Annotated in this window: 19 protein-coding genes; all 19 read left to right on the top strand. The window is 44.2% G+C overall.

Annotated features, from left to right (window positions below; genetic code table 11):
- Nucleotides 1-30: 30 nt before the first annotated feature.
- The 19 genes from RZO55_RS19335 to RZO55_RS19245 all read left to right on the top strand — a co-directional run bounded on the left by RZO55_RS19335 (nucleotide 31) and on the right by RZO55_RS19245 (nucleotide 22,946).
- Entirely contained in the window at nucleotides 31-1,071 is a 1,041-nt protein-coding gene (locus RZO55_RS19335) for a substrate-binding domain-containing protein (protein WP_318065897.1), read from the top strand.
- Nucleotides 1,061-2,575 (top strand): sensor histidine kinase, encoded by a 1,515-nt coding sequence (locus RZO55_RS19330; protein ID WP_318065896.1) that lies wholly within the window; start codon nucleotides 1,061-1,063, stop codon nucleotides 2,573-2,575. The genes RZO55_RS19335 and RZO55_RS19330 overlap by 11 nt, the downstream gene beginning before the upstream one ends.
- Nucleotides 2,550-4,136 (top strand): response regulator transcription factor, encoded by a 1,587-nt coding sequence (locus tag RZO55_RS19325; protein ID WP_318065895.1) that lies wholly within the window; start codon nucleotides 2,550-2,552, stop codon nucleotides 4,134-4,136. Before RZO55_RS19330 ends, RZO55_RS19325 begins: the two co-directional genes overlap by 26 nt.
- A gap of 5 nt (nucleotides 4,137-4,141) precedes the next feature.
- Complete coding sequence (locus tag RZO55_RS19320; RefSeq protein ID WP_318065894.1) at nucleotides 4,142-5,194, top strand: substrate-binding domain-containing protein; 1,053 nt, start codon at nucleotides 4,142-4,144, stop codon at nucleotides 5,192-5,194.
- 144 nt (nucleotides 5,195-5,338) lie between these two features.
- Nucleotides 5,339-6,502 carry a multiple monosaccharide ABC transporter substrate-binding protein gene (chvE, locus tag RZO55_RS19315; protein WP_318065893.1) on the top strand — a complete coding sequence of 388 codons (1,164 nt, stop codon included), beginning with the start codon at nucleotides 5,339-5,341 and terminating at the stop codon, nucleotides 6,500-6,502.
- A 77-nt stretch (nucleotides 6,503-6,579) separates the two neighbouring features.
- Complete coding sequence (mmsA, locus tag RZO55_RS19310) at nucleotides 6,580-8,184, top strand: multiple monosaccharide ABC transporter ATP-binding protein (RefSeq protein WP_318065892.1); 1,605 nt, start codon at nucleotides 6,580-6,582, stop codon at nucleotides 8,182-8,184.
- Complete coding sequence (mmsB, locus tag RZO55_RS19305) at nucleotides 8,174-9,349, top strand: multiple monosaccharide ABC transporter permease (protein ID WP_318065891.1); 1,176 nt, start codon at nucleotides 8,174-8,176, stop codon at nucleotides 9,347-9,349. The genes mmsA and mmsB overlap by 11 nt, the downstream gene beginning before the upstream one ends.
- A gap of 128 nt (nucleotides 9,350-9,477) precedes the next feature.
- The gene (locus RZO55_RS19300; protein ID WP_318065890.1) at nucleotides 9,478-9,657 is read left to right on the top strand and encodes a putative holin-like toxin; all 180 of its coding nucleotides are present in this window, start codon (nucleotides 9,478-9,480) and stop codon (nucleotides 9,655-9,657) included.
- 339 nt (nucleotides 9,658-9,996) lie between these two features.
- On the top strand, nucleotides 9,997-10,551 hold the full coding sequence (gene rfbC / locus RZO55_RS19295) for a dTDP-4-dehydrorhamnose 3,5-epimerase (RefSeq protein WP_318065889.1): 555 nt from the start codon (nucleotides 9,997-9,999) through the stop codon (nucleotides 10,549-10,551).
- Between the two features lie 15 nt (nucleotides 10,552-10,566).
- Nucleotides 10,567-11,379 carry an ABC transporter permease gene (locus RZO55_RS19290; RefSeq protein ID WP_318065888.1) on the top strand — a complete coding sequence of 271 codons (813 nt, stop codon included), beginning with the start codon at nucleotides 10,567-10,569 and terminating at the stop codon, nucleotides 11,377-11,379.
- Nucleotides 11,380-11,400: 21 nt separating this feature from the next.
- On the top strand, nucleotides 11,401-12,741 hold the full coding sequence (locus tag RZO55_RS19285; protein WP_318065887.1) for an ABC transporter ATP-binding protein: 1,341 nt from the start codon (nucleotides 11,401-11,403) through the stop codon (nucleotides 12,739-12,741).
- Nucleotides 12,742-12,754: 13 nt separating this feature from the next.
- A complete protein-coding gene (locus tag RZO55_RS19280; protein ID WP_318065886.1) occupies nucleotides 12,755-13,537 on the top strand; it encodes a class I SAM-dependent methyltransferase in 783 nt (260 codons plus the stop codon).
- Nucleotides 13,524-16,637: a glycosyltransferase gene (locus tag RZO55_RS19275; RefSeq protein WP_318065885.1), complete on the top strand. Its 3,114-nt coding sequence runs from the start codon at nucleotides 13,524-13,526 to the stop codon at nucleotides 16,635-16,637. Before RZO55_RS19280 ends, RZO55_RS19275 begins: the two co-directional genes overlap by 14 nt.
- Nucleotides 16,638-16,683: 46 nt before the next feature.
- The gene (locus RZO55_RS19270; protein ID WP_318065884.1) at nucleotides 16,684-17,391 is read left to right on the top strand and encodes a nucleotidyltransferase family protein; all 708 of its coding nucleotides are present in this window, start codon (nucleotides 16,684-16,686) and stop codon (nucleotides 17,389-17,391) included.
- Nucleotides 17,388-18,458 carry a GHMP family kinase ATP-binding protein gene (locus RZO55_RS19265; protein ID WP_318065883.1) on the top strand — a complete coding sequence of 357 codons (1,071 nt, stop codon included), beginning with the start codon at nucleotides 17,388-17,390 and terminating at the stop codon, nucleotides 18,456-18,458. The genes RZO55_RS19270 and RZO55_RS19265 overlap by 4 nt, the downstream gene beginning before the upstream one ends.
- A gap of 18 nt (nucleotides 18,459-18,476) precedes the next feature.
- On the top strand, nucleotides 18,477-19,055 hold the full coding sequence (gmhB, locus tag RZO55_RS19260; RefSeq protein WP_318065882.1) for a D-glycero-beta-D-manno-heptose 1,7-bisphosphate 7-phosphatase: 579 nt from the start codon (nucleotides 18,477-18,479) through the stop codon (nucleotides 19,053-19,055).
- A 14-nt stretch (nucleotides 19,056-19,069) separates the two neighbouring features.
- Nucleotides 19,070-19,696 (top strand): D-sedoheptulose-7-phosphate isomerase, encoded by a 627-nt coding sequence (locus RZO55_RS19255; protein WP_369293239.1) that lies wholly within the window; start codon nucleotides 19,070-19,072, stop codon nucleotides 19,694-19,696.
- Between the two features lie 23 nt (nucleotides 19,697-19,719).
- Entirely contained in the window at nucleotides 19,720-21,552 is a 1,833-nt protein-coding gene (locus tag RZO55_RS19250; protein WP_318065880.1) for a putative glycosyltransferase family protein, read from the top strand.
- Between the two features lie 17 nt (nucleotides 21,553-21,569).
- Entirely contained in the window at nucleotides 21,570-22,946 is a 1,377-nt protein-coding gene (locus tag RZO55_RS19245; protein ID WP_318065879.1) for a hypothetical protein, read from the top strand.
- The last annotated feature ends 4 nt before the right edge of the window (nucleotides 22,947-22,950 follow it).

Raw genomic sequence — 22,950 nt, 5'->3', positions numbered from 1 at the left:
CAATCTTCATTTGGGACAAGGAGGGCATATATGGAAAACGGGAAAAAGGGTCTGCTGTTTTTAATGCTTGCTGGTCTGACCGGGATTATATTTCTCACACTTTTAACCTCCTCCTTTTATGGATATGTGTTAAAAAAGATAGGAGTAGAGCACGCGGAAAACACGGCTGCATACCGGTATCATTATGTAATGATTATCGACAACCTGGATTCCAAGTTCTGGAACGATGTATATCAGAGTGTGAAGGAAGAGGCAGCACACTATGATGCCTTTGTTGAATTAAAAGGAAAAAATCAGTCATCGGAATATACAACTCTGGATTTTATGGATATGAGTATTGCAGCCAAAGTTGACGGGATTTTACTGGAATTTACAGGAGAACACATGCTGGAGGACCGTATCAATGAAGCAGCCAGTAACGGGATACCAGTGGTCACCATTCTAAATGATGCCCCCAATACAGAGCGGAAAAGCTATGTAGGCATCAATTCTTATCAGCTGGGTCAGGAATACGGCAATCAGATCTTAAAAATTCTGCCCTCCCATGAGGGGCTTACAAGGGTCATGATGCTTCTTCATGATAATTCCATAGACAGTAATCAGTCTCAGATATTCAATCAGATTAATAACCGAATGGTTACATCCAGGGAAGGCGGAGGCAATATCAAGGTGGAAGAGATTAAGATTCCTTCTGGAAGAGCCTTTGAATCAGAAGAGGTCGTTCGCAATCTCTTTCAGAACGTCCAGGGTCCACCGGACATTATTGTATGTATGGATGAGGTGGATACAGAAGCGGTTTATCAGGCAGTCATAGACTATAACCAGGTGGGGAAAACCCAGGTGATCGGCTATTATAAGTCCAAAGCAGCGCTGGAAGCAGTTGAGAAGGGAACCATGGCTATGACTCTGTGCATTGATACCAGTCAGATGGGAAAGTATAGCGTACAGGCGCTGACAGAATCCATAAAGGACGGACGGACCAATTCCTTTTACAGTGTGGATTTACAGTTTGTGACGAAAGATCAGGCGCCGGAATACTTGAAACAGGAGCGGAAGACCCATGAACATTAAGGTAAAACCAATCTGGGAGAATTTACCCATTACCAGAAAGCTTTTTCTGGAAATTGCGGTAACGGCAGTGGTCCTGTTTGCCAGCAATCTGTTTATTTATGCCCAGATCAATCAGATGGTTGAGCGGATGAATTCTGTTTATATGAGCAACGTGAATCTGAACGAATTATCCGACGCATTGACAGGTGTACAGAATTTTATGTATAAATACCTGCAGGTTAAGGATTCGGAGTCCTTAAACGATTACTACCGCGCGGAGCAGGATTACAGGAAACTTCTGGATGGACTTAATGTTCTGGTAACGGACAACCCGATTCAGATTCTGGAGAAGAATATCCGGAACATGTCTGACAGTTACTTAGCCGTTACAGATGAGACGGTTCAGGCAAAGCGGGGGCAGAATGTAGAGAAGTACAAGAGCTCCTATGAATCTGCCTTAAAGCTTTATCAGTTCATTAATCACGATATTTCGGTGCTTAACAGCAGACAGTTTAAGAACAACTCCGCAAGCTATCAGACCCTTCAGGCAGCTCTTCAATATCTGGAGGTGATCAGTTCCGTCATACTGATTATTGTTATGATTATCAGTCTGTCGGTCATGATGATGATGACAAGGGATATCGTTACACCGCTCACCAGTCTGGCGCATACAGCCAAGCTGGTTGGGCAGGGCAATTTCCATGTGAAGGTGCCTTATATCCGGTCCGGGGACGAATTGGGGATCGTTACCAGGACTTTTAACCAGATGGTGGACAGTTTAGACGAGTATGTGAATAAAATTAAAGAAAGTGCGGAAAAAGAGCAGGAGATGAAGGAGCGGGAACTTCTGATGGAAAACCATTTAAAGGAGGCCCGGCTCAAATATTTACAGTCCCAGATCAATCCCCATTTTCTTTTTAATTCCTTAAACGCAGGTGTACAGCTGGCAATGATGGAGGATGCGGAAAAAACCTCGGTATTTATGGAAAAAATGGCTGATTTCTTTCGGTACAATGTAAAAAAGAGTTCAGAGGATGCCACCATACGGGAAGAGGTGGAGACAGTTGAGAACTATATTTACATTTTAAATGTCCGGTTTGCCGGAGATATTCATTACGAATCCATGCTGGAAGAGGATACCATGGATTATTCCATGCCAAGTATGACGCTCCAGCCATTGGTTGAAAATGCAGTGTCACACGGAATACGGGATATCAGCTGGCAGGGGAATATCTGTCTTTCCGTTAAAAATCAGGCTGATGCCATTGAAATCAGGATTGATGATAATGGAAAGGGAATAGACAGCGAAAAATTAAAGCGGATACAGGAAGGAGTGCGGGATAAGGAGGACACCGATTCTACCGGAATCGGGATCTATAATGTAATTTCCCGTCTGGAACTTTATTACAATAAAAAAGAGCTGTTTTCCATTATCAGTGAAGGGGAAGATCAGGGAACTTCAGTAATTCTAAGGATTCCTAAAAAGGGGGATGAAGTACATGTTTCGGATACTGGTTGCAGATGATGAAGGAATCATGCTGGAGTCCATACGGAGTATTATTGAATCAAACTTTGGCAGCGATTGCGAAATCGTATGCGTGAAGACAGGAAGAGCAGTGATTGAGCAGGCTGGACTTTTTCGTCCGGATATTGCTTTTGTAGATATTCAGATGCCTGGATTAAGCGGAATCCAGGCAATCAGAGAAATACGCAAATTCAATCAGTCAATGGTATTTATTATTATGACTGCTTATGATAAGTTTTCCTATGCCCAGGAAGCAGTTAATCTTGGAGTCATGGAATTTATTATGAAGCCGGTTAATAAGAAAAAGATTCTTGACGTATGCGTAAAAGCCATGCATCAGGTTGAGGAGGCCAGACAGAAGTTAAGCGATGACCTGAAAATAAGGGAACGGCTGGAAATCGTTGTACCAATGATTGAAAGCGGCTTTATCTATACCATACTTCAGGAGGATTCGGACCCCCTTCACAGTGGGTATCCGGAAATGCTGGATATCCGCAAGCCATATGGTTTCATCGTGGTGCTGGAATTCGGGGACAGCATGGAGGGGGGAACCATGACCAATGCCATTGGTGTGGGCGTGAAGGTAAATAAATATTACAGCATGATCCGGGAGATACTAAAGGATTACTTTGAATGTGTTATCGGACCTGCCATGGGAAACCGCCTGGTTTTATTTCTTTCCTTTGACCAGGAACGGATGCAGTATGAGAAACGAGTGGAGATCATTACCAGAACCAGGAATGTCATTCATAAGCTGGAGACCAGTATGGATATTAAATGCAGGGGCGGAATCGGTGCTGTAAAGACGCTGGCGGCAATCAGGGATTCCTACAAAGAGGCCTTAAGATCTCTGCGGGAGAGTGACAGCCATGTGGTTCATATCACCGATATTCCGGCAGTTGCAGAATACGACGGCGAGTATCCCCTGGACTTAGAAAACCAGTATCTTCAAAGAGGGGTGAAAGCAGACCGGGAGGGGGCATTATCCTGTGCCAATGAATTTTTTGACTGGATGCTGGTGCATGACGGAGATATGAGATCCAATATTGAAATCAAGATTCTGGAACTGGTGATGAGACTGGAGCGCAGGGCATTCGAAGCTGGAAATGTACGCTATGGGTTCCGTTACCGGGAAAATTATATGGATGAACTGAAGAAAGCAGCAGACGGGGAGGGGATGCGGCGCTGGTTTTTAAACAAAACCAGGGATATATGCGATAAGATCAGTACTTCCAGGGAGCGTGAATATGAAAATGTGGTATCCAGAGTGAAGGCATATATTGATGAGAATTATGCCAGGGAGATCTCGCTTGATGATGTTTCACGCATGGTAGATATCAGTCCCTATTATTTCAGTAAGCTGTTTAAACAGGAGGTAGGGGAGAATTTTATTGAATATGTAACCAGAACCAGAATTAAAAACGCCAGAAGGCTGCTGGAGGATCCCAGATACAGCATTAAGGAAATCTGTGTGATGTCCGGCTACAGTGATCCCAATTATTTCAGCAGGATTTTTAAGAAGTATGAAGGGATGACACCAACCGAATACAGGGAGAGGTAAGTGTTATGAAAATGTGGGGCGGGAGGTTATTACTAATGGTATTCGCCTGCTGCATTCTGATGACAGGATGCAGACAGGCAAAAGTTGAGACTGCAGAGCAGACTCCGGAAAAGGAAGGGGATCGGCCGGTGCAGATCGGCCTGAGCATTGACTCTTTTGTCATTGAACGATGGATCAGGGACCGGGATGTGTTTGTTTCTGCTGCAAAAGAGATGGGGGCAGAAGTTAACGTACAGAACGCCAATGGTGATGTGAATGAGCAGATTGAGCAGATCCAGTATTTTATTAAAAAACAGATGGATGTCATTGTGGTGGTGGCAGGTGACTGCGAAGAATTGTCCGATGTAATGAAAAAGGCAAAGGCAGCGGGGATAAAAACCATGAGCTATGACCGGCTGGTTTTAAATGCAGACAGTGATATGTATATCTCCTTTGATAACCGGGGAGTGGGAAGCCTGATGGCAGAGAATCTGGTTAAGAACATTCCTGAGGGCGGCAAGATTGTCATGATCCAGGGACCGGAGACTGATCACAATGTGGCAATGATCCGGGAGGGATTTTATTCGGTGCTGGAAGGAAAGAATTTAGATGTTGTTTATCAGAACAATTGCGAAGGCTGGCTTGGGGAACAGGCTTATGACTATGCAAAGGAAGCACTGGAAAAATATCCGGATGTGAAGGGAATCATGTGTGGAAATGATGATCTGGCCACCCAGGTTTTTAAGGTACTTTCCGAAGACCGGCTGGCAGGAAAGGTGTGCCTGGTAGGTCAGGACGGAGATTTAATGGCATGCCAGCGGATTGTGGAGGGCACTCAGAATATGACTGCTTTTAAATCAGTGGAAGAGGAGGCCAGACTGGCAGCAGAGTATGCGGTAAAGCTTGGCAGGGGAGAACCCCTTAAAGGAGTTGACCAGACCATTCATGACGGAACCTATGATGTACCCTATCTGGAGCTGAAGCCGGTTGCAGTTACAAAGGAAAATATGGATTCCGTCATCATCAAGGGAGGATTTCACCCCAGGGAAGATGTATATTTAAATGTCATAAAGCAGTAGCATTTTTTTGCATGATAAAAAAGTCCTGTATTTTCAGGGCTTTTTTTATGTGGATAAATACGTGCTAACGATTGACAAACAAGTCCTGATGCCTCCGTGCTAAGATAAGTATATCAAAAACAAGTATTGGAGGAGGATTTATCAATGAAAAGAAAACTTTTAGCAGTGGCGATGACTCTTGCCATGACGGCAGGAATACTGGCCGGGTGCAGCGGCGGGGGAAGCAAAGCACCGGAAACAAAGGCACCAGAAACTACTACGGCAGCTGCCGCTGATACCACCAAGGCGGAAGAAACCACTGCAGCAGAAACTAAAACATTGAATAAGGAAGATGTAACAATTGGCGTTGCAATGCCCACCAAGGATTTACAGAGATGGAATCAGGATGGCGCCAACATGAAAAAGGAACTGGAGAGTGCAGGCTATAAGGTAGATCTTCAGTATGCCAGCAATGATGTTCAGACACAGGTATCCCAGATTGAAAACATGATCTCCAATGGCTGTAAGATGCTGGTTATCGCATCCATCGATGGAAGCTCCTTAGGTGAGCCGCTCTCTCAGGCAAAGTCCATGGGAATCCCGGTTATCGCTTATGACCGTCTGATCATGAATTCCGATGCAGTTACATATTATGCTACTTTTGATAACTACAAAGTAGGCCAGAAGCAGGGAGAATATCTGGTAGAATCTCTTGGACTTGACAAGGGCGGCGATCCGAAGAATATCGAATTCTTCACCGGTGATCCTGCTGATAACAACTGCAAGTTCTTCTTCGGAGGAGCCATAGATGTCTTAAAGAAATATATTGATAACGGACAGCTGGTTGTAAAATCAGGTCAGGTCGAATTTGAGCAGGTTGCAACCGAGAAATGGGATTCCGAGAAATCCCAGAACCGTATGGATACCATCATCGCAGGTAACTATTCAGACGGAACTGTTCTGGATGCAGTTCTTTGTTCCAACGATTCCACCGCTCTTGGTGTTGAAAATGCACTTGCATCTTCTTACACAGGCAAATACCCGATTATAACAGGTCAGGACTGTGATATTGCAAATGTTAAGAACATGATTCAGGGAAAACAGGCTATGAGCGTTTTCAAAGATACCAGAACTCTGGCTACCCAGGTAGTAAAGATGGTTGATTCCGTTATGCAGGGAGGCAAAGCTGAGATCAATGATACCAAATCCTATGACAATGGAACTGGAATCATCCCCACCTATCTTTGTGATCCGGTGGTTGTTACAGTTGACAATTACAAAGACATGCTGATCACTTCCGGCTACTACACAGAAGATCAGTTAAATTAATCAGGCGGATTTCCTTAACGGGGACGACTTTTATGAATGAAAGCCGTCCCCGGAATTATAAAGAGGGAGGGATATTCTTGGCAAATATACTTTTGGAAATGAAAAACATCACCAAGACGTTTCCGGGTGTGAAAGCCCTGGATCTCGTAAACCTTCAGGTAGAAGAAGGAGAGATCCATGCTCTGGTGGGCGAAAACGGAGCGGGCAAGTCCACTCTGATGAATGTACTCAGCGGTATCTATCCCTACGGATCATACGAGGGAGACATCATCTATAACGGAGAAATTTGTAAATTCAGTCATATCAGTGACAGTGAAAAAAAGGGAATTGTCATCATCCATCAGGAGCTGGCGTTAGTTCCCTATATGACCATTGCCGAAAACATGTATCTTGGAAATGAAAAAGGAAGAAAATACGCAATTAACTGGAATGAAACCTTTGGGGAGGCTGATAAATATTTAAAGACAGTAGGACTTATGGAATCCTCCCATACACTGATTAAAGATATCGGTGTAGGAAAACAGCAGCTGGTAGAAATAGCGAAAGCACTGGCCAAAAATGCGAAGCTGCTGATTCTCGATGAACCGACTGCATCATTAAATGAAGATGATTCCAAAGCACTTTTGGAACTTCTGAAAAAATTCAAATCAGAGGGTATGACCTCGATTATCATATCACACAAACTGAATGAAATTGCCTATGTAGCGGATAAAATCACCATCATCCGCGATGGCTCAACCATAGAAACACTAAACAGTAAGACAGATACGATAACAGAAGACCGGATTATAAAAGGAATGGTAGGCAGGGAACTGGTGGACCGTTTCCCGAAGCGTACGGACATTACAATCGGAGAAAAATCCATGGAAGTGGAACACTGGAATGCCAGCCATCCGCTTTACTCAGAACACAAGGTAGTAGATGACGTCTCTTTCTATGTGAGAAAGGGCGAAGTAGTGGGAATCTGCGGTCTGATGGGAGCAGGGAGAACCGAGCTTGCCATGAGCCTGTTTGGAAAAAGCTACGGAGCCAATATCTCAGGGACTCTTAAGATTAACGGGCAGGAAGTGCATCTTCACTCTGTACGGGATGCCATCCGGCATAAGCTGGTCTATGTAACGGAAGACCGGAAAGGAAACGGCCTGATTTTAGGAAATCCCATACGGATTAACACCACGCTTGCAAATTTACGGGCAGTCAGCTGCAGAAGAGTCATTGATAAGGACCGGGAGATTCTGGCTGCGGAGGAATACATTGAAAAGCTGAAGACGAAATGTCCTTCCGTAGAACAGGCAGTAGGGAATTTAAGCGGTGGAAACCAGCAGAAGGTTCTTCTGGCAAAATGGATGTTTGCTGAGCCGGACATTCTGATCCTCGACGAGCCTACCAGAGGAATCGATGTGGGAGCAAAATACGAAATCTACTGTATCATAAACCAACTGGCAGCTGCCGGGAAATCGGTTGTCATGATATCCTCTGAGCTGCCGGAGATACTTGGTATGTCTGACCGTATTTATATTATGAATGAAGGAAAGATTGCGGGTGAGATGAACGCGAAAGAGGCTACACAGGAAAAAATCATGGCATGTATTATAAATTCAGATAAGCATTCTTCGGGTATACCTTTAACCCCGGATAATATGGGCTTGAAAGAAGAAGGGAGAGTAGAAGATGGAGAATAAATTAAAAATGTCGGAAGGACTTAAAAAATATACGATGGTCATCGTTCTGGCAGTTGTGGTAGTTTTGTTTACAGTAAATACAGGAGGGAAAATGCTTCTTCCCCAGAATGTAAACAACTTAATCGCACAGAATGCATATGTGTTTATTCTGGCAACCGGAATGCTCTTCTGTATTCTGACCGGCGGCAACATCGATTTGTCGGTTGGTTCTGTGGTTTGTTTCGTAGGAGCCATAGGCGGAAGCATGATGATTAAGATGGGAATGAACCCCTATCTGTCTCTTTTTTCCATGATAATAGTCGGCGGGCTGGTCGGAGCCTGGCAGGGCTTCTGGATTGCATACGTCCGTATCCCCCCCTTTATCGTAACCCTTGCCGGAATGCTGATCTTCCGCGGACTCTCCAACGTGGTACTTCAGGGTATGACTTTATCCCCTGTACCGGACAGCTTTTTAAACTTGTTTAATACGTATGTTCCAGATGTATTTGGTATGGAGGGTTTTAACCTTACCTGCTTTCTCGTGGGAATTGCAGCCTGCTGTATTTTCATCGTGACAGAAGTAGCCACCAGAAAAATAAAACTGAAGAAAGGGTACCGGGTAGACCCGCTAAGCAGCATGATTTTAAAATTAACATTGATCAGTGCTGTTGTTCTCTTCTTTATGTATAAGCTGTCTTTGTACAAAGGAATTCCCAATGCCCTGATATGGGTTGTGGCAATCATTGTAATTTATAGTTACATAGCTTCCAAAACAACCACCGGACGCTACTTCTATGCTGTGGGCGGAAATGAAAAAGCTACAAGACTATCCGGAATCGACACCAATAAGGTTTATTTTCTCGCTTATCTGAATATGGGTCTGCTGGCAGCAGTGGCAGGCATGGTAACAGTGGCCCGTTTAAACTCTGCCAATCCTACAGCAGGAAATAACTATGAATTGGATGCTATTGGCGCCTGCTTCATCGGTGGAGCTTCCGCATACGGTGGTACCGGTACTGTACCTGGTGTTATTGTAGGTGCTACACTGATGGGCGTCTTAAACCTGGGTATGAGTATCATGGGTGTTGACCAGAACCTGCAGAAGGTGGTAAAGGGTGGTGTTCTTGTTGCGGCAGTTATATTTGATGTGGTAAGTAAGAGAAAAACATTTATTGTAAAACAGTAAGTTGAATTGAAAATAGTAGGAAGGCGTGGGAATGGGATAATCTGTTTATGGATAATCCTGTTCCTACGTTTTTAAGTTTTGCAGTTTAAAATTCAGACTGGGAGCTCGGCAGATAATTATTGTGGCATATGGAAATATATGGTAAGATCTATACAGGAGTAACCGAATACAGGGTGGAACCTTCCAACTTTTTTACATGTCGTAACAAGATGGGAGGTGTGCAGATGGATATATACCAATCTTTAAGCATATTGTTTTTAGGCGGTACGTTTCTAATCGCATTGCTAACTTACATAGGAAAAAAATAGCCTACCCTGCTGCGAACAGGATAGGCACGCTCATTACAATATGAGCATTTAACCAACCTTGGGAGCTTCCACCTTGTGTGGCGGTTGCTCTTTTGTAATTTAAATATACCACATAGTAAATATGGTTGTAAAGAGAAAAGTTATCTGTGATCGATAGAAGAAAGCCGCCGTCTGACTGAAAATCTTCAGTCGGCGGCAATTTTGCTATTTTGTATCAGATATGCTCCTCCAAACGGACCGAAACCAATAAAAATTTTCCTATATATAGAAATCTTGGCTGAGTTGTGGTAGAATGCTACAAGTAAAAGAATGTTTTAAAATGTAAAGGAGCATGAAAATATGGGAAAGATAAAAGTAACATCATGTGAGATAGAAGGACTTTATGTTATAGAACCAACAGTATTTCCGGATTCCAGGGGATATTTTATGGAAACCTACAATCAGAACGATTTCAAAGAGGCAGGCCTGACTATGAATTTTGTGCAGGATAACCAGTCCATGTCTGTAAAAGGAGTATTAAGAGGACTTCATTTCCAGAAACAGTTTCCTCAGGGAAAGCTGGTCCGTGCAGTAAGAGGTACGGTTTTTGATGTTGCAGTAGATTTAAGAGCTGATTCTAAAACGTATGGAAAGTGGTTCGGTGTGGAGCTGTCCGCAGAAAACAAAAAACAATTTTATATTCCAGAAGGCTTTGCCCATGGTTTTTTAGTTCTGTCCGATGAGGCTGAATTTGCGTATAAATGCACAGATTTCTATCATCCGGGTGATGAAGGCGGAATTCTCTGGAGTGATCCCGAGATCGGAATTGAATGGCCAATCTCAGAGGGAATGGAGCTTACTATTTCCGACAAAGATCAGAAGTGGAGCGGCATCCGGGATACGTTTAAATTTTAGCGAGAGGAGAAAACCATGAACTATCTGGTTTCCTTATTAAAAGAAATCTATATAAAGAGAAAACTGATTCTGGATTTGTCAAAGGCGGATTTTAAGAAGCGGTTTGTAGGCTCCTATTTCGGTATCGCATGGATGTTTTTGCAGCCCATTGCTACCGTCCTTGTTTATTTTTTTGTTTTCCAGATGGGATTTAAAAGTGTGCCGCCAATTGAGGTTTATCCCTATGTACTGTGGCTGATCCCAGGCATTGTACCATGGTTTTATATCAGCGAGGTTTTAATCACGGGGACCAACTGCCTGCAGGAATATAATTATCTGGTAAAAAAGGTTGTTTTCCGTGTGGAGATACTTCCATTTATTAAGTTGTTATCCTGTCTGATGGTACATGGTATATTTGCTATAATTATGTTTGTAGTATTTTTATGCTATGGTTTTTTGCCAAAGGCAAGCTGGATTCAGATCATATACTATACCTTTGCTGCCTCCATGCTGTCTCTGGCTATTACCTATTTTACCAGTGCCATCAATGTATTTTTCAAGGATATGGCACAAATTGTTGGTATCTGTCTGCAATTTGGCATGTGGATGGTGCCGATCATGTGGTCTCCGGAGATGTTTCCCTCAGCACCCGAGTGGCTTCCCGGTCTGCTGAAAATAAATCCGGTTTATTATATTGTGGCAGGATACCGTGACAGCATGATATATGGAAACTGGTTTTTTGAACGGCCAACTCTTGGTCTTTATTTCTGGTTTGTTACCATTGTCTTATTTTTAATAGGACTGAAAGCATTTAAAAAACTGCGCCCGCATTTTTCTGATGTGCTGTAAGCAGTTACCATGGAGGATTCAATGTCCGTAGAATCGAATAACATAGCATTGACGGTTAATAATGTAACCAAAATATATAAATTATATGAAAAGCCAATTGACCGGTTAAAAGAGGCCATGAGTGTGACTCATAAGAATTACCACCGGGATTTTTACGCCTTAAACGGAATATCCTTTGATGTGGAAAAAGGAAAGACTGTAGGTATCATCGGCACCAACGGATCTGGAAAATCCACCATTTTAAAGATTATCACCGGCGTTTTGACCCCTACTACAGGAACTGTGGAGGTAAATGGGGTGATTTCCGCTCTTTTAGAGCTTGGAGCTGGATTTAACATGGATTATACCGGGATTGAAAATATCTATATGAATGGTACCATGATGGGTTTTTCCAGAAAAGAGATGGACGAGAAGCTAAATGACATCCTGGATTTTGCCGATATCGGTGATTTCGTCTATCAGCCGGTGAAGACCTATTCCAGCGGTATGTTTGTCCGCCTTGCATTTGCTCTTGCCATTAATGTAGAGCCGGAGATTCTGATCGTCGATGAGGCGCTGTCCGTAGGAGACGTATTTTTTCAGGCCAAATGTTACCGCCGTATGGAAGAAATCCGTAAAAATGGCACTACCATTCTCATGGTTACCCATGATATGGGTGCCATTATCAAGTATTGTGACCGTGTCGTTGTACTAAACAAAGGCAATTTCATCGCAGAGGGTGAGCCAGGGAAAATGGTGGATCTCTATAAGAAAATTCTTGCGAACCAGATGGATGACTTACAAGAAGCACTGGTTCAAGAAGACAACGAGTTCTACAATGATTTCTCCGGAGACCGGGCACTTTCTGAACGAAGCAGTATTTCAGAAGGCGCTTTCATGAAAGAAAAGCTGACCATCAACCCCAACCGTACAGAGTACGGAGATAAAAGGGCGGAAATCGTTGATTTTGGTCTGCTTGACGAGAGAGGAAACATTACCAATCTCCTGCTGAAGGGAGAGCGTTTTACCATAAAGGAACGGATTCATTTTCATGGAGGAATTGAAGCACCGATTTTCACTTATACAATCAAGGACAAGCGGGGGGCCGATTTAACCGGAACCAATACCATGTTCGAGTCCTCTGATGTAAAGGCTGTGAAAAAAGGCGACGAATACGTGGTGGAGTTTAACCAGAAGATGACTCTTCAAGGCGGAGAGTATCTGCTGTCCATGAGCTGTACCGGTTTTGAGAACGGGGAACATGTGGTTTACCACCGTCTGTATGACATTGTAAACATTACCGTTATATCCAACAAGAATACTGTGGGTGTTTACGATATGGAGTCGGATGTAAGCCTGACACTTCTCCGTGCAGAAAAGTAAGGAGGAATAATGCATGAATGATATCAGCCCTGAACTTAAGAAGCTGTATCAGAATTATAGTGGTGACATCAAAAAGCTGTTACAGGAGAATCCGCGGCTTGATTATTTATATGCCCTATCAGAGATCAGAGAGAATCTGCTGGACTGGTTTGAATTTAAACCGGAGGGAACTCTTTTGCAGGTGGGGTCCGACTACGGCGCACTTACAGGCTTATACAGCAGACGGGTAAAAGAGGTTACGGTTTTAGATCCCAATCAGAACAATTTGTCTTTTAACCGCCTTCGCCATGAGAAACGGAACAATATCCGTTATGTCAATGGAGATATCCATTCATTTACCAGTGATCAGAGGTTTGATTATATCGTTTTTGCAGGTTCTCTTTGTGACCCTTATAAAGCAGCTGCTGAGAAAGCCAGAGAACTTTTAAAGCCGGAAGGGTCCATGATTGCCGCAATTGCAAACCGGCTGGGATTAAAATATCAGGCCGGAGCAAAGAAAGAGCAGTACTCTCTTTCCAGAGCGGAGCTTATGGAACTTTTATGCGGCAGCAGGGGAGATGAGGGAACTGTGAAGTTTTACTATCCCATGCCTGATTACCGCCTTCCCGTAACTCTTTATTCTGATGGATATCTACCGGGCAAGGGCGATTTGACCCATGCCATTCTTGCTTATGATTATCCCAAATATTTACGGTTTGATCTAGGGAAGATGTTTGATGAAGTATGTGAAGGAAAACAGTTTGAGACATTTGCCAATTCATTTTTAACCATTTGGAGCCGTCATGAAGAAAATTAATTTTGTAAAATATAATAAAACAAGAAGAGAAGCTTTTCAGATACGTACCAGTCTGGTGGAAGAGAACGGACTGCCGTATGTGGAAAAGACTGCCCTGACGGCAGAGGGAGTTCCTCATATCCGTTCCTTTGAAGAAAAATACAGGAATTTAAAGGAGCAGAATCAGAGGTTAAATGTGGCAGATGTAACCGTCAGTCCAGATGGAACCACCGCCCGGTTTGAGTTCTTAAAAGGGGAAACCTACGCAGAGCTTCTGGGCAGAGAGATTGAGAATGGAAAGGTTCCGGAAGCCAGTCTGGAAGAAGGAATCTCCATGATCCTGAAGGTTCATGATGATTATATGACGCCTTTCCATATCACTGCGGAATTTGAAGAGGTATTCGGTGTGCTGCCTGATAACGGAGAGCCGATTAAGAGGGACTGGGCATTTAAATATTCCAACATTGACTGCCTGTTTGAGAATATCATGATGACAGAAAACGGACCTTATTGTCTGGACTATGAATGGGTGTTCTCATTTCCTGTACCGGTTAACTTCATTAAATTCCGGGTGCTTTATTATTTTTATGAGCAGTATAAAAGCCTCCTGGACTATGATTCTATGGAATCATTTATGGAAGAGCAGGGAGTGGACAGGGAGCTTATCGGGATCTATGAGGAGATGGAACGCCATTTTCAGGAATATGTCCATGGTGAAAACCAGCAGATCTATCTCTTAAACTATATGCATGAGACCATTAACCTGCCGGAAAGCATGTTTGAGCTTTCCCGGATCATTGACGATACCAAAGACCAGATCGCACAGATGGAGGCAGAGCTAAAGGAAAAGGATTTAACCATAACAAAACAGCAGGAAGAAAAACGCTTAACAGATAACCATGTAGCCAACCAGGACATGATCATCACCTCCCTCCGCAAGGACTGCGAAACCATGCAGGGGATTATCGAGCAATTAAGAAGGCATGAATCCTTCTTCTATAAGGTATGGCGCAGGCTGGGAAGGATTTTTAATGAAAAATTCCCTAAAGGCACGAAAAAGCGGAAAATTCTGTTTTATATGAAGGAAACCATTCTTCACCCCATCAAATCCATCGCCCTCTATACAACGCAGGAGGGAAGAAATCTCATGGAAGGGGATATGAAAATCGGGGAAGATTACCGGATTCACGGAAAGCTGCGTTTCGTGAAAGAAGGACATCCCATGGTTTCCATCGTCATTCCAGTTTACAATCAGATCCATTATACGTATGCCTGCCTGCTTTCCATACTGGAGCATACCAGGAATGTGGATTATGAGGTAATCATTGCCGATGACGTATCCATTGATGCCACAGCAGAACTTTCGAAGTTCACAGAGAATGTGGTCATCTGCCGCAATGAGACCAATCAGGGCTTTTTAAAAAACTGTAACCAGGCAGCAAAGTCGGCAAGAGGAAAATACATCATGTTCCTGAACAATGACACTCAGGTAACTGACGGCTGGCTGGATAGTCTGGTGAATTTAATTGAATCAGATCCGACAATCGGAATGGTGGGTTCTAAGCTGGTTTATCCCGACGGACGGCTTCAGGAAGCGGGCGGAATCCTCTGGAGCGACGGCTCCGGCTGGAATTACGGACGTCTTGATGACCCGGAGAAGCCAGAATACAATTACGTAAAAGATGTAGATTATATATCCGGCGCAGCAATCCTTCTTTCCAATGATTTGTGGAAACGGATCGGCGGCTTTGATGAACGCTTTGCACCGGCTTATTGCGAAGACTCCGATCTCGCTTTTGAGGTGAGAAAAGCCGGTTACCGTGTCATTTATCAGCCTCTTTCCAAGGTGATTCATTTTGAAGGAATCTCAAACGGAACTGATGTCAACGGCTCCGGTTTAAAACGCTATCAGGTTGAAAACAGCAAAAAGCTGAAAGAGAAATGGGCGGCACAGTTTAGTCTTCAAAGTGAAAACAACGGAAATCCTGATCCGTTCCGTGCCAGAGAAAGAAGTCAGGGAAAAGATATCATCCTTGTGGTGGATCACTATGTACCTACCTATGACCGGGATGCCGGTTCCAAAACAACATACCAGTATTTAAAGATGTTTATTGATAAGGGATATGTAGTCAAGTTCCTGGGAGACAACTTCCTTCATGAAGAGCCATATTCCACTGCTTTGCAGCAGATGGGAATCGAGATTCTTTACGGCAGGGAGTACCAGGCAGGTATCTGGGACTGGTTAAAGACACATGGAGACGATATTAAGGCAGCTTATTTAAACCGGCCGCATATCGCTCAGAAATATATTGATTTTCTCCGTGAAAATACCAGCATGAAGCTGATCTATTACGGACATGATCTTCATTTCCTGCGGGAAGGCAGGGAATATGAGCTTACGGGAGATCCGAAAAAGCGGGAAGCGTCTGAATACTGGAGATCTATGGAGCTGCGTCTGATGAAAAAGGCGGCAGTATCTTATTATCCTTCCTATGTGGAGCGGGAAGCCATTCATGAGATTGAGCCTTCTGTACCGGTAAAAGCAATCGTAGCATACGTTTTTGATAAGTTTTTAAACCAAATTCCCAATGACTTTGAGAAGAGGGAAGGTCTGCTGTTTGTAGGCGGCTTTGCCCATCCCCCTAATGCAGACGCGGTATTGTGGTTTGCCAGAGAGATATTCCCATTAATAAGAGAACAGATACCGGTTAATTTTTACATTGTCGGATCTAAGGTTACGGATGAGATCAAGGCTCTGGAACATCCGGATAACGGAATAATCGTGAAAGGCTTTGTCACCGAGGAAGAACTGGCAGACCTTTATGCCACCTGCCGGATTGTGGTGGTTCCGCTGCGCTACGGAGCAGGTGTGAAAGGTAAGGTAATAGAAGCGCTTTATTATGGCGCTCCTGTAGTAACGACCTCCATTGGAGCTGAGGGGATTCCTGAGGCAGAAGAGGTGATGGTGGTAAGAGATGAGCCGGAAACATTTGCGGGGGAAGTTATCGCTCGTTACAATGACCCGGAAAGCTTAAGACAGATGAGTCAGAATTCCCAGAATTACATCCGGACGTATCACAGCATTGATGCGGCATGGAGCGTTGTGGGAGAGGATTTTTAATAACGATACAGCAGACCGATGATAATAAAAAAGGGAGGACATGAAGATGCAGGCAGTATTGCTGGCAGGCGGGCTGGGTACCAGACTGCGTTCCGTAGTAAGCGACCGGCCAAAGCCTATGGCGCTGATTGAAGATAAGCCTTTTATGGAATATGTGGTGAGGCAGCTGATCCGTTATGGCGTGACAGAGATCATCTTTGCCGTAGGATATAAAGGCTCTATGGTGGAAGATTATTTTGGAGACGGGACCAAATGGGGAATCCGGGTGTCTTATGCTTATGAGGAAGAACTTTTAGGAACAGCCGGAGCGATTAAAAATGCAGGAAAACAAGTGACAGATGATGCGTTTCTTGTTTTAAATGCTGACACCTTCTATCAGATCGACTGCAGCAGCTTTACACAACTGATGGAGGAAAAGAACCTGGATATGGCTCTTGTACTCAGGAGGGTTTCTGATGTCTCCCGCTACGGACAGGCAGTTTTGGAGAACGGCCGTTTAACAGCCTTTGATGAAAAGGTGGAAGAGTCCAGGGAAGGGACGATCAACGGTGGATTTTATTTTATAAAACGCGCTCTTTTAGATACCATACCAGAAGGAAAAGTATCCCTTGAGCATGACATGATTCCATTGTGGCTTTCTCAGGGAAGAAAACTTGGCGGCCTGGTAAACGACGGTTATTTCATCGATATTGGGATTCCGGAAGATTATTACCGTTTTATAGAAGATGTAAAGGAAGGACGGGTGAACATATGATAATCAGAGGACGGGCGCCTTTACGTGTCAGTTTTGGCGGAGGCGGTACAGATGTTGCCCCCTTCTGCATCGAACAGGGAGGCGCCATCATCGGCAGCACCATTAACAAATATGCTTACTGCTCCATTGTTCCCAGGCAGGATAACCAGATCATCGTCCATTCCCTGGATTTTGATATGACAGTCAAGTATAATACAAAAGAAAACTATGTATACGACGGACGTCTGGATCTTGTCACTGCTGCTCTGAAAGCAATGGATATCAAGCAGGGCTGCGAAGTTTATTTACAGTGCGACGCACCTCCCGGATCCGGTCTTGGTACTTCTTCCACAGTTATGGTAGCGCTTTTAACTGCCATGGCCAGATGGAAGGGCGTGGAGCTAGACAGCTATGCCATGGCTGATCTGGCATATCAGGTGGAGCGAGAGGATTTAAAAATCGACGGCGGTTATCAGGATCAGTATGCCGCAACCTTCGGAGGTTTTAATTTTATCGAATTCCACGGCCGCAATAACGTTGTAGTTAACCCTCTTCGGATCAAAAAGGAAATCATACATGAGCTTCAGTACAATCTGCTGCTTTGTTATACGGGAAATGTTCACGTATCTGCCAACATTATTAAGGACCAGGTCTCAAATTACGAGAAAAAGGATCCCTTTGAAGCTATGTGCGAAGTGAAGGCACTTGCCTATGCCATGAAGGACGAGCTGCTGAAGGGCAACTTATACAGCTTTGGCAAGCTCTTAGACTATGGCTGGAAGAGCAAAAAGAGAATGAGCAGCAAGATTACCACTCCACAGATTGATGAGCTCTATGAAGAGGCATTAAAAGCCGGTGCACTTGGAGGCAAGCTTCTTGGAGCCGGCGGCGGCGGATTTTTACTGGTTTACTGTCCCTATAATGTGCGCCATAAGGTGGCGGCAAGAATGGAAGCTGCAGGAGGCCAGCTGACAGACTGGAACTTTGAGTTAAGAGGTGCCCAAAGCTGGATTACCGATGAAAACCGTTGGGATTATCAGGATATCAAGGTATCCATTCCAGACGGACAGTATCGTTTTCCGCTGTAAGCAGGAGAATAGACAAACATGGATAAAATTGTTTTTTTAGACCGGGATGGAACAATCAATCAAGAAGTAGAATATTTACACAAGCCTTCTGACTTAGTGATCCTTCCCGGTGTCCCCGATGCTTTAAAACGCCTGAAGGAGCAGGGCTTTCGGCTTGTAGTGGTTACCAATCAGGCAGGAGTTGCGAGAGGATATTATAGTGAGGCCGATGTAGTACGGCTTCATGAATATATGAACCAGCTTCTTTCCCAGTCCGGAGCAGAGATAGACCATTTTTTTTACTGTCCTCATCACCCGGTTCATGGATTGGGAGCGTATAAACAGTCCTGTCATTGCCGGAAACCGGATATAGGAATGTTTGAGATGGCAGAGAGCTGTTATCAGGTAGATAAGTGCCATTCCTATATGATAGGAGATAAGCTTCTGGATACGGAAGCGGGGCACAGATATGGCGTAAGCTCTGTTCTTGTGGGCACCGGATATGGAAAGGAATTATATTCTGGTCTGACAGAAGAGGAAAAGCAGGAGGCCTTTGACGCTTATGCAAAAGATCTGACGGCAGCAGCAGAATGGATCATAAATAGAGAAGGAGTGTGAGCTTAATGGAACCCATGAAGTATTTGGAAGAGCTTGTTATCCGTTATCCCGTATTAGCCAGCGTGAAGGCTGAGATAAAGGAAGCTTATGAGATTCTTGAGAACTGTTATGAAAACGGAGGAAAGCTTCTAATTGCCGGTAACGGAGGAAGCTGTGCGGATGCAGAGCACATCGTCGGAGAACTGATGAAGGGCTTTGTAAAACGCAGATCTGTTTCCCAAGAATTTGCACAAAAGCTTTTAGAGGCAGATCCGGTCCGTGGTAAAGAACTGGCGGATAAACTCCAGGGAGGGCTTCCAGCCATCGCTTTAACCGGGCATCCGGGACTTTCCACGGCGTTTTTAAATGATGTAGACGGAAATCTCATCTATGCACAGCAGACATACGGCTATGGGAAAAAAGGAGATGTTCTTCTTGGCATTTCCACTTCCGGAAATTCACAGAATATTATGTATGCTATGGCTGCGGCCAGGGCGATCGGAATGAAAACCATCGGTCTTACCGGAAGAGACGGCGGACAGCTGAAAGAGACAGCAGATACAGCCATTGTTGTTCCGGAGAAGGAAACCTTTAAGATTCAGGAACTTCACCTGCCGGTCTACCATGCACTTTGTCTGATGTTAGAGGAACGGTTTTTTTAATGTTACGAGAACAGGAGGAAAAAATGGAAGAGAGACAATGGATGGGTAAGGAAGCGTTGTGGAAAAACGAAGTCATTGCGGCTCTGCTTTTGATTTCCTTTGCTTTTTTCATAAACAGGGGAATAAAAATAAACGGACTTTACATGGATGATCTTTATCTCTGGTCCTGTTACGGCGAACAAACCTTTCGCCAGTTTGTATTTCCTCTGGGAAGCACCCGGTTCCGTTTCGTTTATTACCTGGCGGCCTGGCTTGAAATGATGGCTCTTGGAAGCCATACCGAATGGTTCGTGCCCTTTAATATACTCTTAAACAGCTGTATCGCATTTACCATATACCGGTTCGGGAAACGGCTTTCCCACCGGTGGCTTGTGGGATTTGGCTGCGGAATTCTGTATCTGCTTTCCAGAATGTCCTACTATCAGATCAGTCAGGTCTATGGACTCATGGAAAGCATGGCCCTTTGGATGGCGATTGGGATCCTTTACTTTCTGTATCGCTATCTGACCGAAAAGGAGCATACGGACCGTTATATTCAGGCAGCAGCCGGGCTATATTTTTCCGTTTGTTTTGTCCATGAGCGCTATATGGTTCTTCTTCCCTTGTTCTTCTTCGCATTCTGGGTGAAAAAAGAGAAGCGGCCTTTTTGCTGGATTGGAATAACCGGAGCTTTTCTGGCAGTTCAGGCTATCCGATTTTTTACGATTGGAAGCATCTCACCTGCTGGAACTGGAGGAACTGACGTAGCGGATACATTTAATATATCCCAAAGCTTCCATTATGCACTAAGCCAGGTTCTTTATATATTCGGAATCAACACAGGACCGGACTATTTAAGCGGATTAAGCTGGAGCCAGTCACCCTCCTGGGTCCGGGTTCTTGTTATGCTTGCCAACTTTTCTCTTCTGGTTATGACCGTCGGTTTTTTGTTTCTTTTGTTTCAAGACAGAAAAAAATTAAAAAAACGTCTACCTGTGATTGGTCTGTTCCTGATTTTTATCGCCCTGTGTATCGGCTCATCCAGTGTGACCATACGGGTGGAGACCAGATGGATCTACGTTTCCATGACTGCCGCATGGTTGTTTGCCGCGTATTTATGCGGGGAAGCCGTACCGCCGGGAGAAGGACAGACAATATCCGGAAGACCTCTGATATTTTGCGGTCTGTTTCTGGTATACGGACTTCTCATGTTTCCTGTTGAAAGTTTTTACCGTGGAACGTACGATAATCTTTACTACTGGTCCTCTCAGCTTCGCTATAACTCCCTTGCCGAGGAGACCTATGGGAAGTATGGAAATGACATATTCGGGAAGAAGATCTATATTATCGGCAATACCTATGAAATGAGTGATTTTACGGCCCGGACCTTTTTTAAGACCTTTGACCGCAAACGTCTTGCAGAGGGTACAGAAGTAACGTTTATTGATTCCATCAGAGACATCGGTCTGGTAACTCCCAATATGCTGATACTGCGTGAGGATCCGGCACATAACGCATTTCAGGATGTCACATCATTTGTAAAGGATCTTAAATTCCAGCGGGTTTATGGCAGTTATGAAGACGGCTGGCTGGATGAAGATGCAAAGATCAGAATCATGGCCGGCAAAGAGGGAAAGATCAAGATGAAGTTCTACTATCCTGGTGAAATAACCGGACTGGAACACATTACGGTAATGGTGGAAGGACAGGAAAAAACAGTAGTAACCATTAATTCCAGCACAGCAATTGCAGAAATTGATGTTCCTCCCTATAAAGTATCGGAACTGACGTTTAACAGTAACTTTTATTACAAGGATGCATCAGAGCAGCGCAGTGAGAAGCATCTGGCTGTAGTCGCTGAAATTACAGCAGATTAAGTGACAGAGGTGAGAGGATGAAACAAAAATACGTATACTATACAGTCCCGGTTCTGGGAACCATATTCTGCCTCTGGTACATCTTTGCGGCAACCTGCGATGGGATCTACTCAGACTATGTCCGCCTTGTAAACAGCTATCTTCCGGATGTTTTTAACCCGAAGCTGTTTTTCGTGCCGGATATTCTCACAAGAATCCCCATCAATTATCTGGCAAGAATTCTCAATGTCACCTTCTTTGGATACAACATTATGTTTGACCGCATTCTGGGCGTACTGGCTCTGGGACTTTCCGGTGCGTTCATAACTGCCTATTGCATCCGGAAGAAACTTTCCTATGGCTGGTTTCTGGTGGTGATGGCAGTCTTGTTCAGCCTGAATAAATGGGAGATGTTAAACAATGGGAGCGGATTTGCGCACTTTTTGTCATTTGCACTTTTCTACTGGCATTATGAGGTGATGGATCGGGTATGGAACGGCAGTGACCGTTATTATGACCGCATTCTTCTGATCTTTATTCCGTTTCCCATCACTCTTCTGGTGGCAGGACCGTATTGCGCCATCTATACCGTGACAGTGCTTCTTTCCTGTCTTATGATGTATCTGCTTAAAAGACGGAAACTGGGACTGCAGCCGCTCATTTATGGAGGTTCTGCCCTTGTTCCGTTTCTTTTATATTTATGGAGCAATGCCTATGCGGTGGAAGATCATGCAGCACCGGCAACGGTTCCGCTGCTGACCCAGCTTATGGACACTCCCGGATTCTTTGTCCGGTTTTTTATAAAATCCTTTTCATCTATGATTATAGAAGGGGAGAGGGCAGAACAGATCTTTCGTACCAACGGCCCTTTTCTGTTTCTGGGATTCCTTGTGATTGCGTTCTATCTGCTGGCACTGTGGTACAACTGGTATTACCGCCTTTATGAGGAAACGATTCTTCCGTTTCTCTTAATCATATCCGGAGGCTGCAATCATGTGCTGATTGTACTTTCCAGATGGATCTTTCTTCAGGAAAATTACGGGCTGAGCTCCAGGTATGCACTGCAGTTTCAGACTGGCATACTGGGGATCCTCCTTACTTTTGCGTTACTTTTCAGAAAGAGAAAATACCGGATCGGTACAAGTGTGAAACTGGCGGCGGGAATCGCCTGTCTTGTATTTGTAACAGGAAATTGTTATACCACTTATACTGAGATTAAAAAAGCGCCTCACCGGCTGGAAATTTATGAAAAAAGGGTGGAAATCGCCTTAAAGTTTGAGCAGCTGATAGACGATGAACTACGTGAAAACTTCGAGTACCGTCCCAGCAGATCAGACAGTGGTCAGAAAGTAAGAAGTGCACTGACTATATTAAAAGAAAATGGTTACAGTGTATTTCGAGAGGATAACCAGTAACGAA

The organism is Clostridium boliviensis, from assembly GCF_033342255.1.
In the GTDB taxonomy this organism is placed as follows: domain Bacteria; phylum Bacillota; class Clostridia; order Lachnospirales; family Lachnospiraceae; genus Lacrimispora; species Lacrimispora boliviensis.
The sequence above is the reverse complement of the archived record's forward strand: the minus strand, read 5'-3'. Positions and strand labels throughout refer to the sequence as shown.

Bases quoted from the DNA above. Each gene is read 5' to 3' on its own strand.
- RZO55_RS19335 (WP_318065897.1), top strand. From the start codon at position 31: ATGGAAAACGGGAAAAAGGGTCTGCTGTTTTTAATGCTTGCTGGTCTG.
- RZO55_RS19330 (WP_318065896.1), top strand. From the start codon at position 1,061: ATGAACATTAAGGTAAAACCAATCTGGGAGAATTTACCCATTACCAGA.
- RZO55_RS19325 (WP_318065895.1), top strand. From the start codon at position 2,550: ATGTTTCGGATACTGGTTGCAGATGATGAAGGAATCATGCTGGAGTCC.
- RZO55_RS19320 (WP_318065894.1), top strand. From the start codon at position 4,142: ATGAAAATGTGGGGCGGGAGGTTATTACTAATGGTATTCGCCTGCTGC.
- chvE (WP_318065893.1), top strand. From the start codon at position 5,339: ATGAAAAGAAAACTTTTAGCAGTGGCGATGACTCTTGCCATGACGGCA.
- mmsB (WP_318065891.1), top strand. From the start codon at position 8,174: ATGGAGAATAAATTAAAAATGTCGGAAGGACTTAAAAAATATACGATG.
- RZO55_RS19300 (WP_318065890.1), top strand. From the start codon at position 9,478: ATGGAAATATATGGTAAGATCTATACAGGAGTAACCGAATACAGGGTG.
- rfbC (WP_318065889.1), top strand. From the start codon at position 9,997: ATGGGAAAGATAAAAGTAACATCATGTGAGATAGAAGGACTTTATGTT.
- RZO55_RS19290 (WP_318065888.1), top strand. From the start codon at position 10,567: ATGAACTATCTGGTTTCCTTATTAAAAGAAATCTATATAAAGAGAAAA.
- RZO55_RS19285 (WP_318065887.1), top strand. From the start codon at position 11,401: ATGTCCGTAGAATCGAATAACATAGCATTGACGGTTAATAATGTAACC.
- RZO55_RS19280 (WP_318065886.1), top strand. From the start codon at position 12,755: ATGAATGATATCAGCCCTGAACTTAAGAAGCTGTATCAGAATTATAGT.
- RZO55_RS19275 (WP_318065885.1), top strand. From the start codon at position 13,524: ATGAAGAAAATTAATTTTGTAAAATATAATAAAACAAGAAGAGAAGCT.
- RZO55_RS19270 (WP_318065884.1), top strand. From the start codon at position 16,684: ATGCAGGCAGTATTGCTGGCAGGCGGGCTGGGTACCAGACTGCGTTCC.
- RZO55_RS19265 (WP_318065883.1), top strand. From the start codon at position 17,388: ATGATAATCAGAGGACGGGCGCCTTTACGTGTCAGTTTTGGCGGAGGC.
- gmhB (WP_318065882.1), top strand. From the start codon at position 18,477: ATGGATAAAATTGTTTTTTTAGACCGGGATGGAACAATCAATCAAGAA.
- RZO55_RS19255 (WP_369293239.1), top strand. From the start codon at position 19,070: ATGAAGTATTTGGAAGAGCTTGTTATCCGTTATCCCGTATTAGCCAGC.
- RZO55_RS19250 (WP_318065880.1), top strand. From the start codon at position 19,720: ATGGAAGAGAGACAATGGATGGGTAAGGAAGCGTTGTGGAAAAACGAA.
- RZO55_RS19245 (WP_318065879.1), top strand. From the start codon at position 21,570: ATGAAACAAAAATACGTATACTATACAGTCCCGGTTCTGGGAACCATA.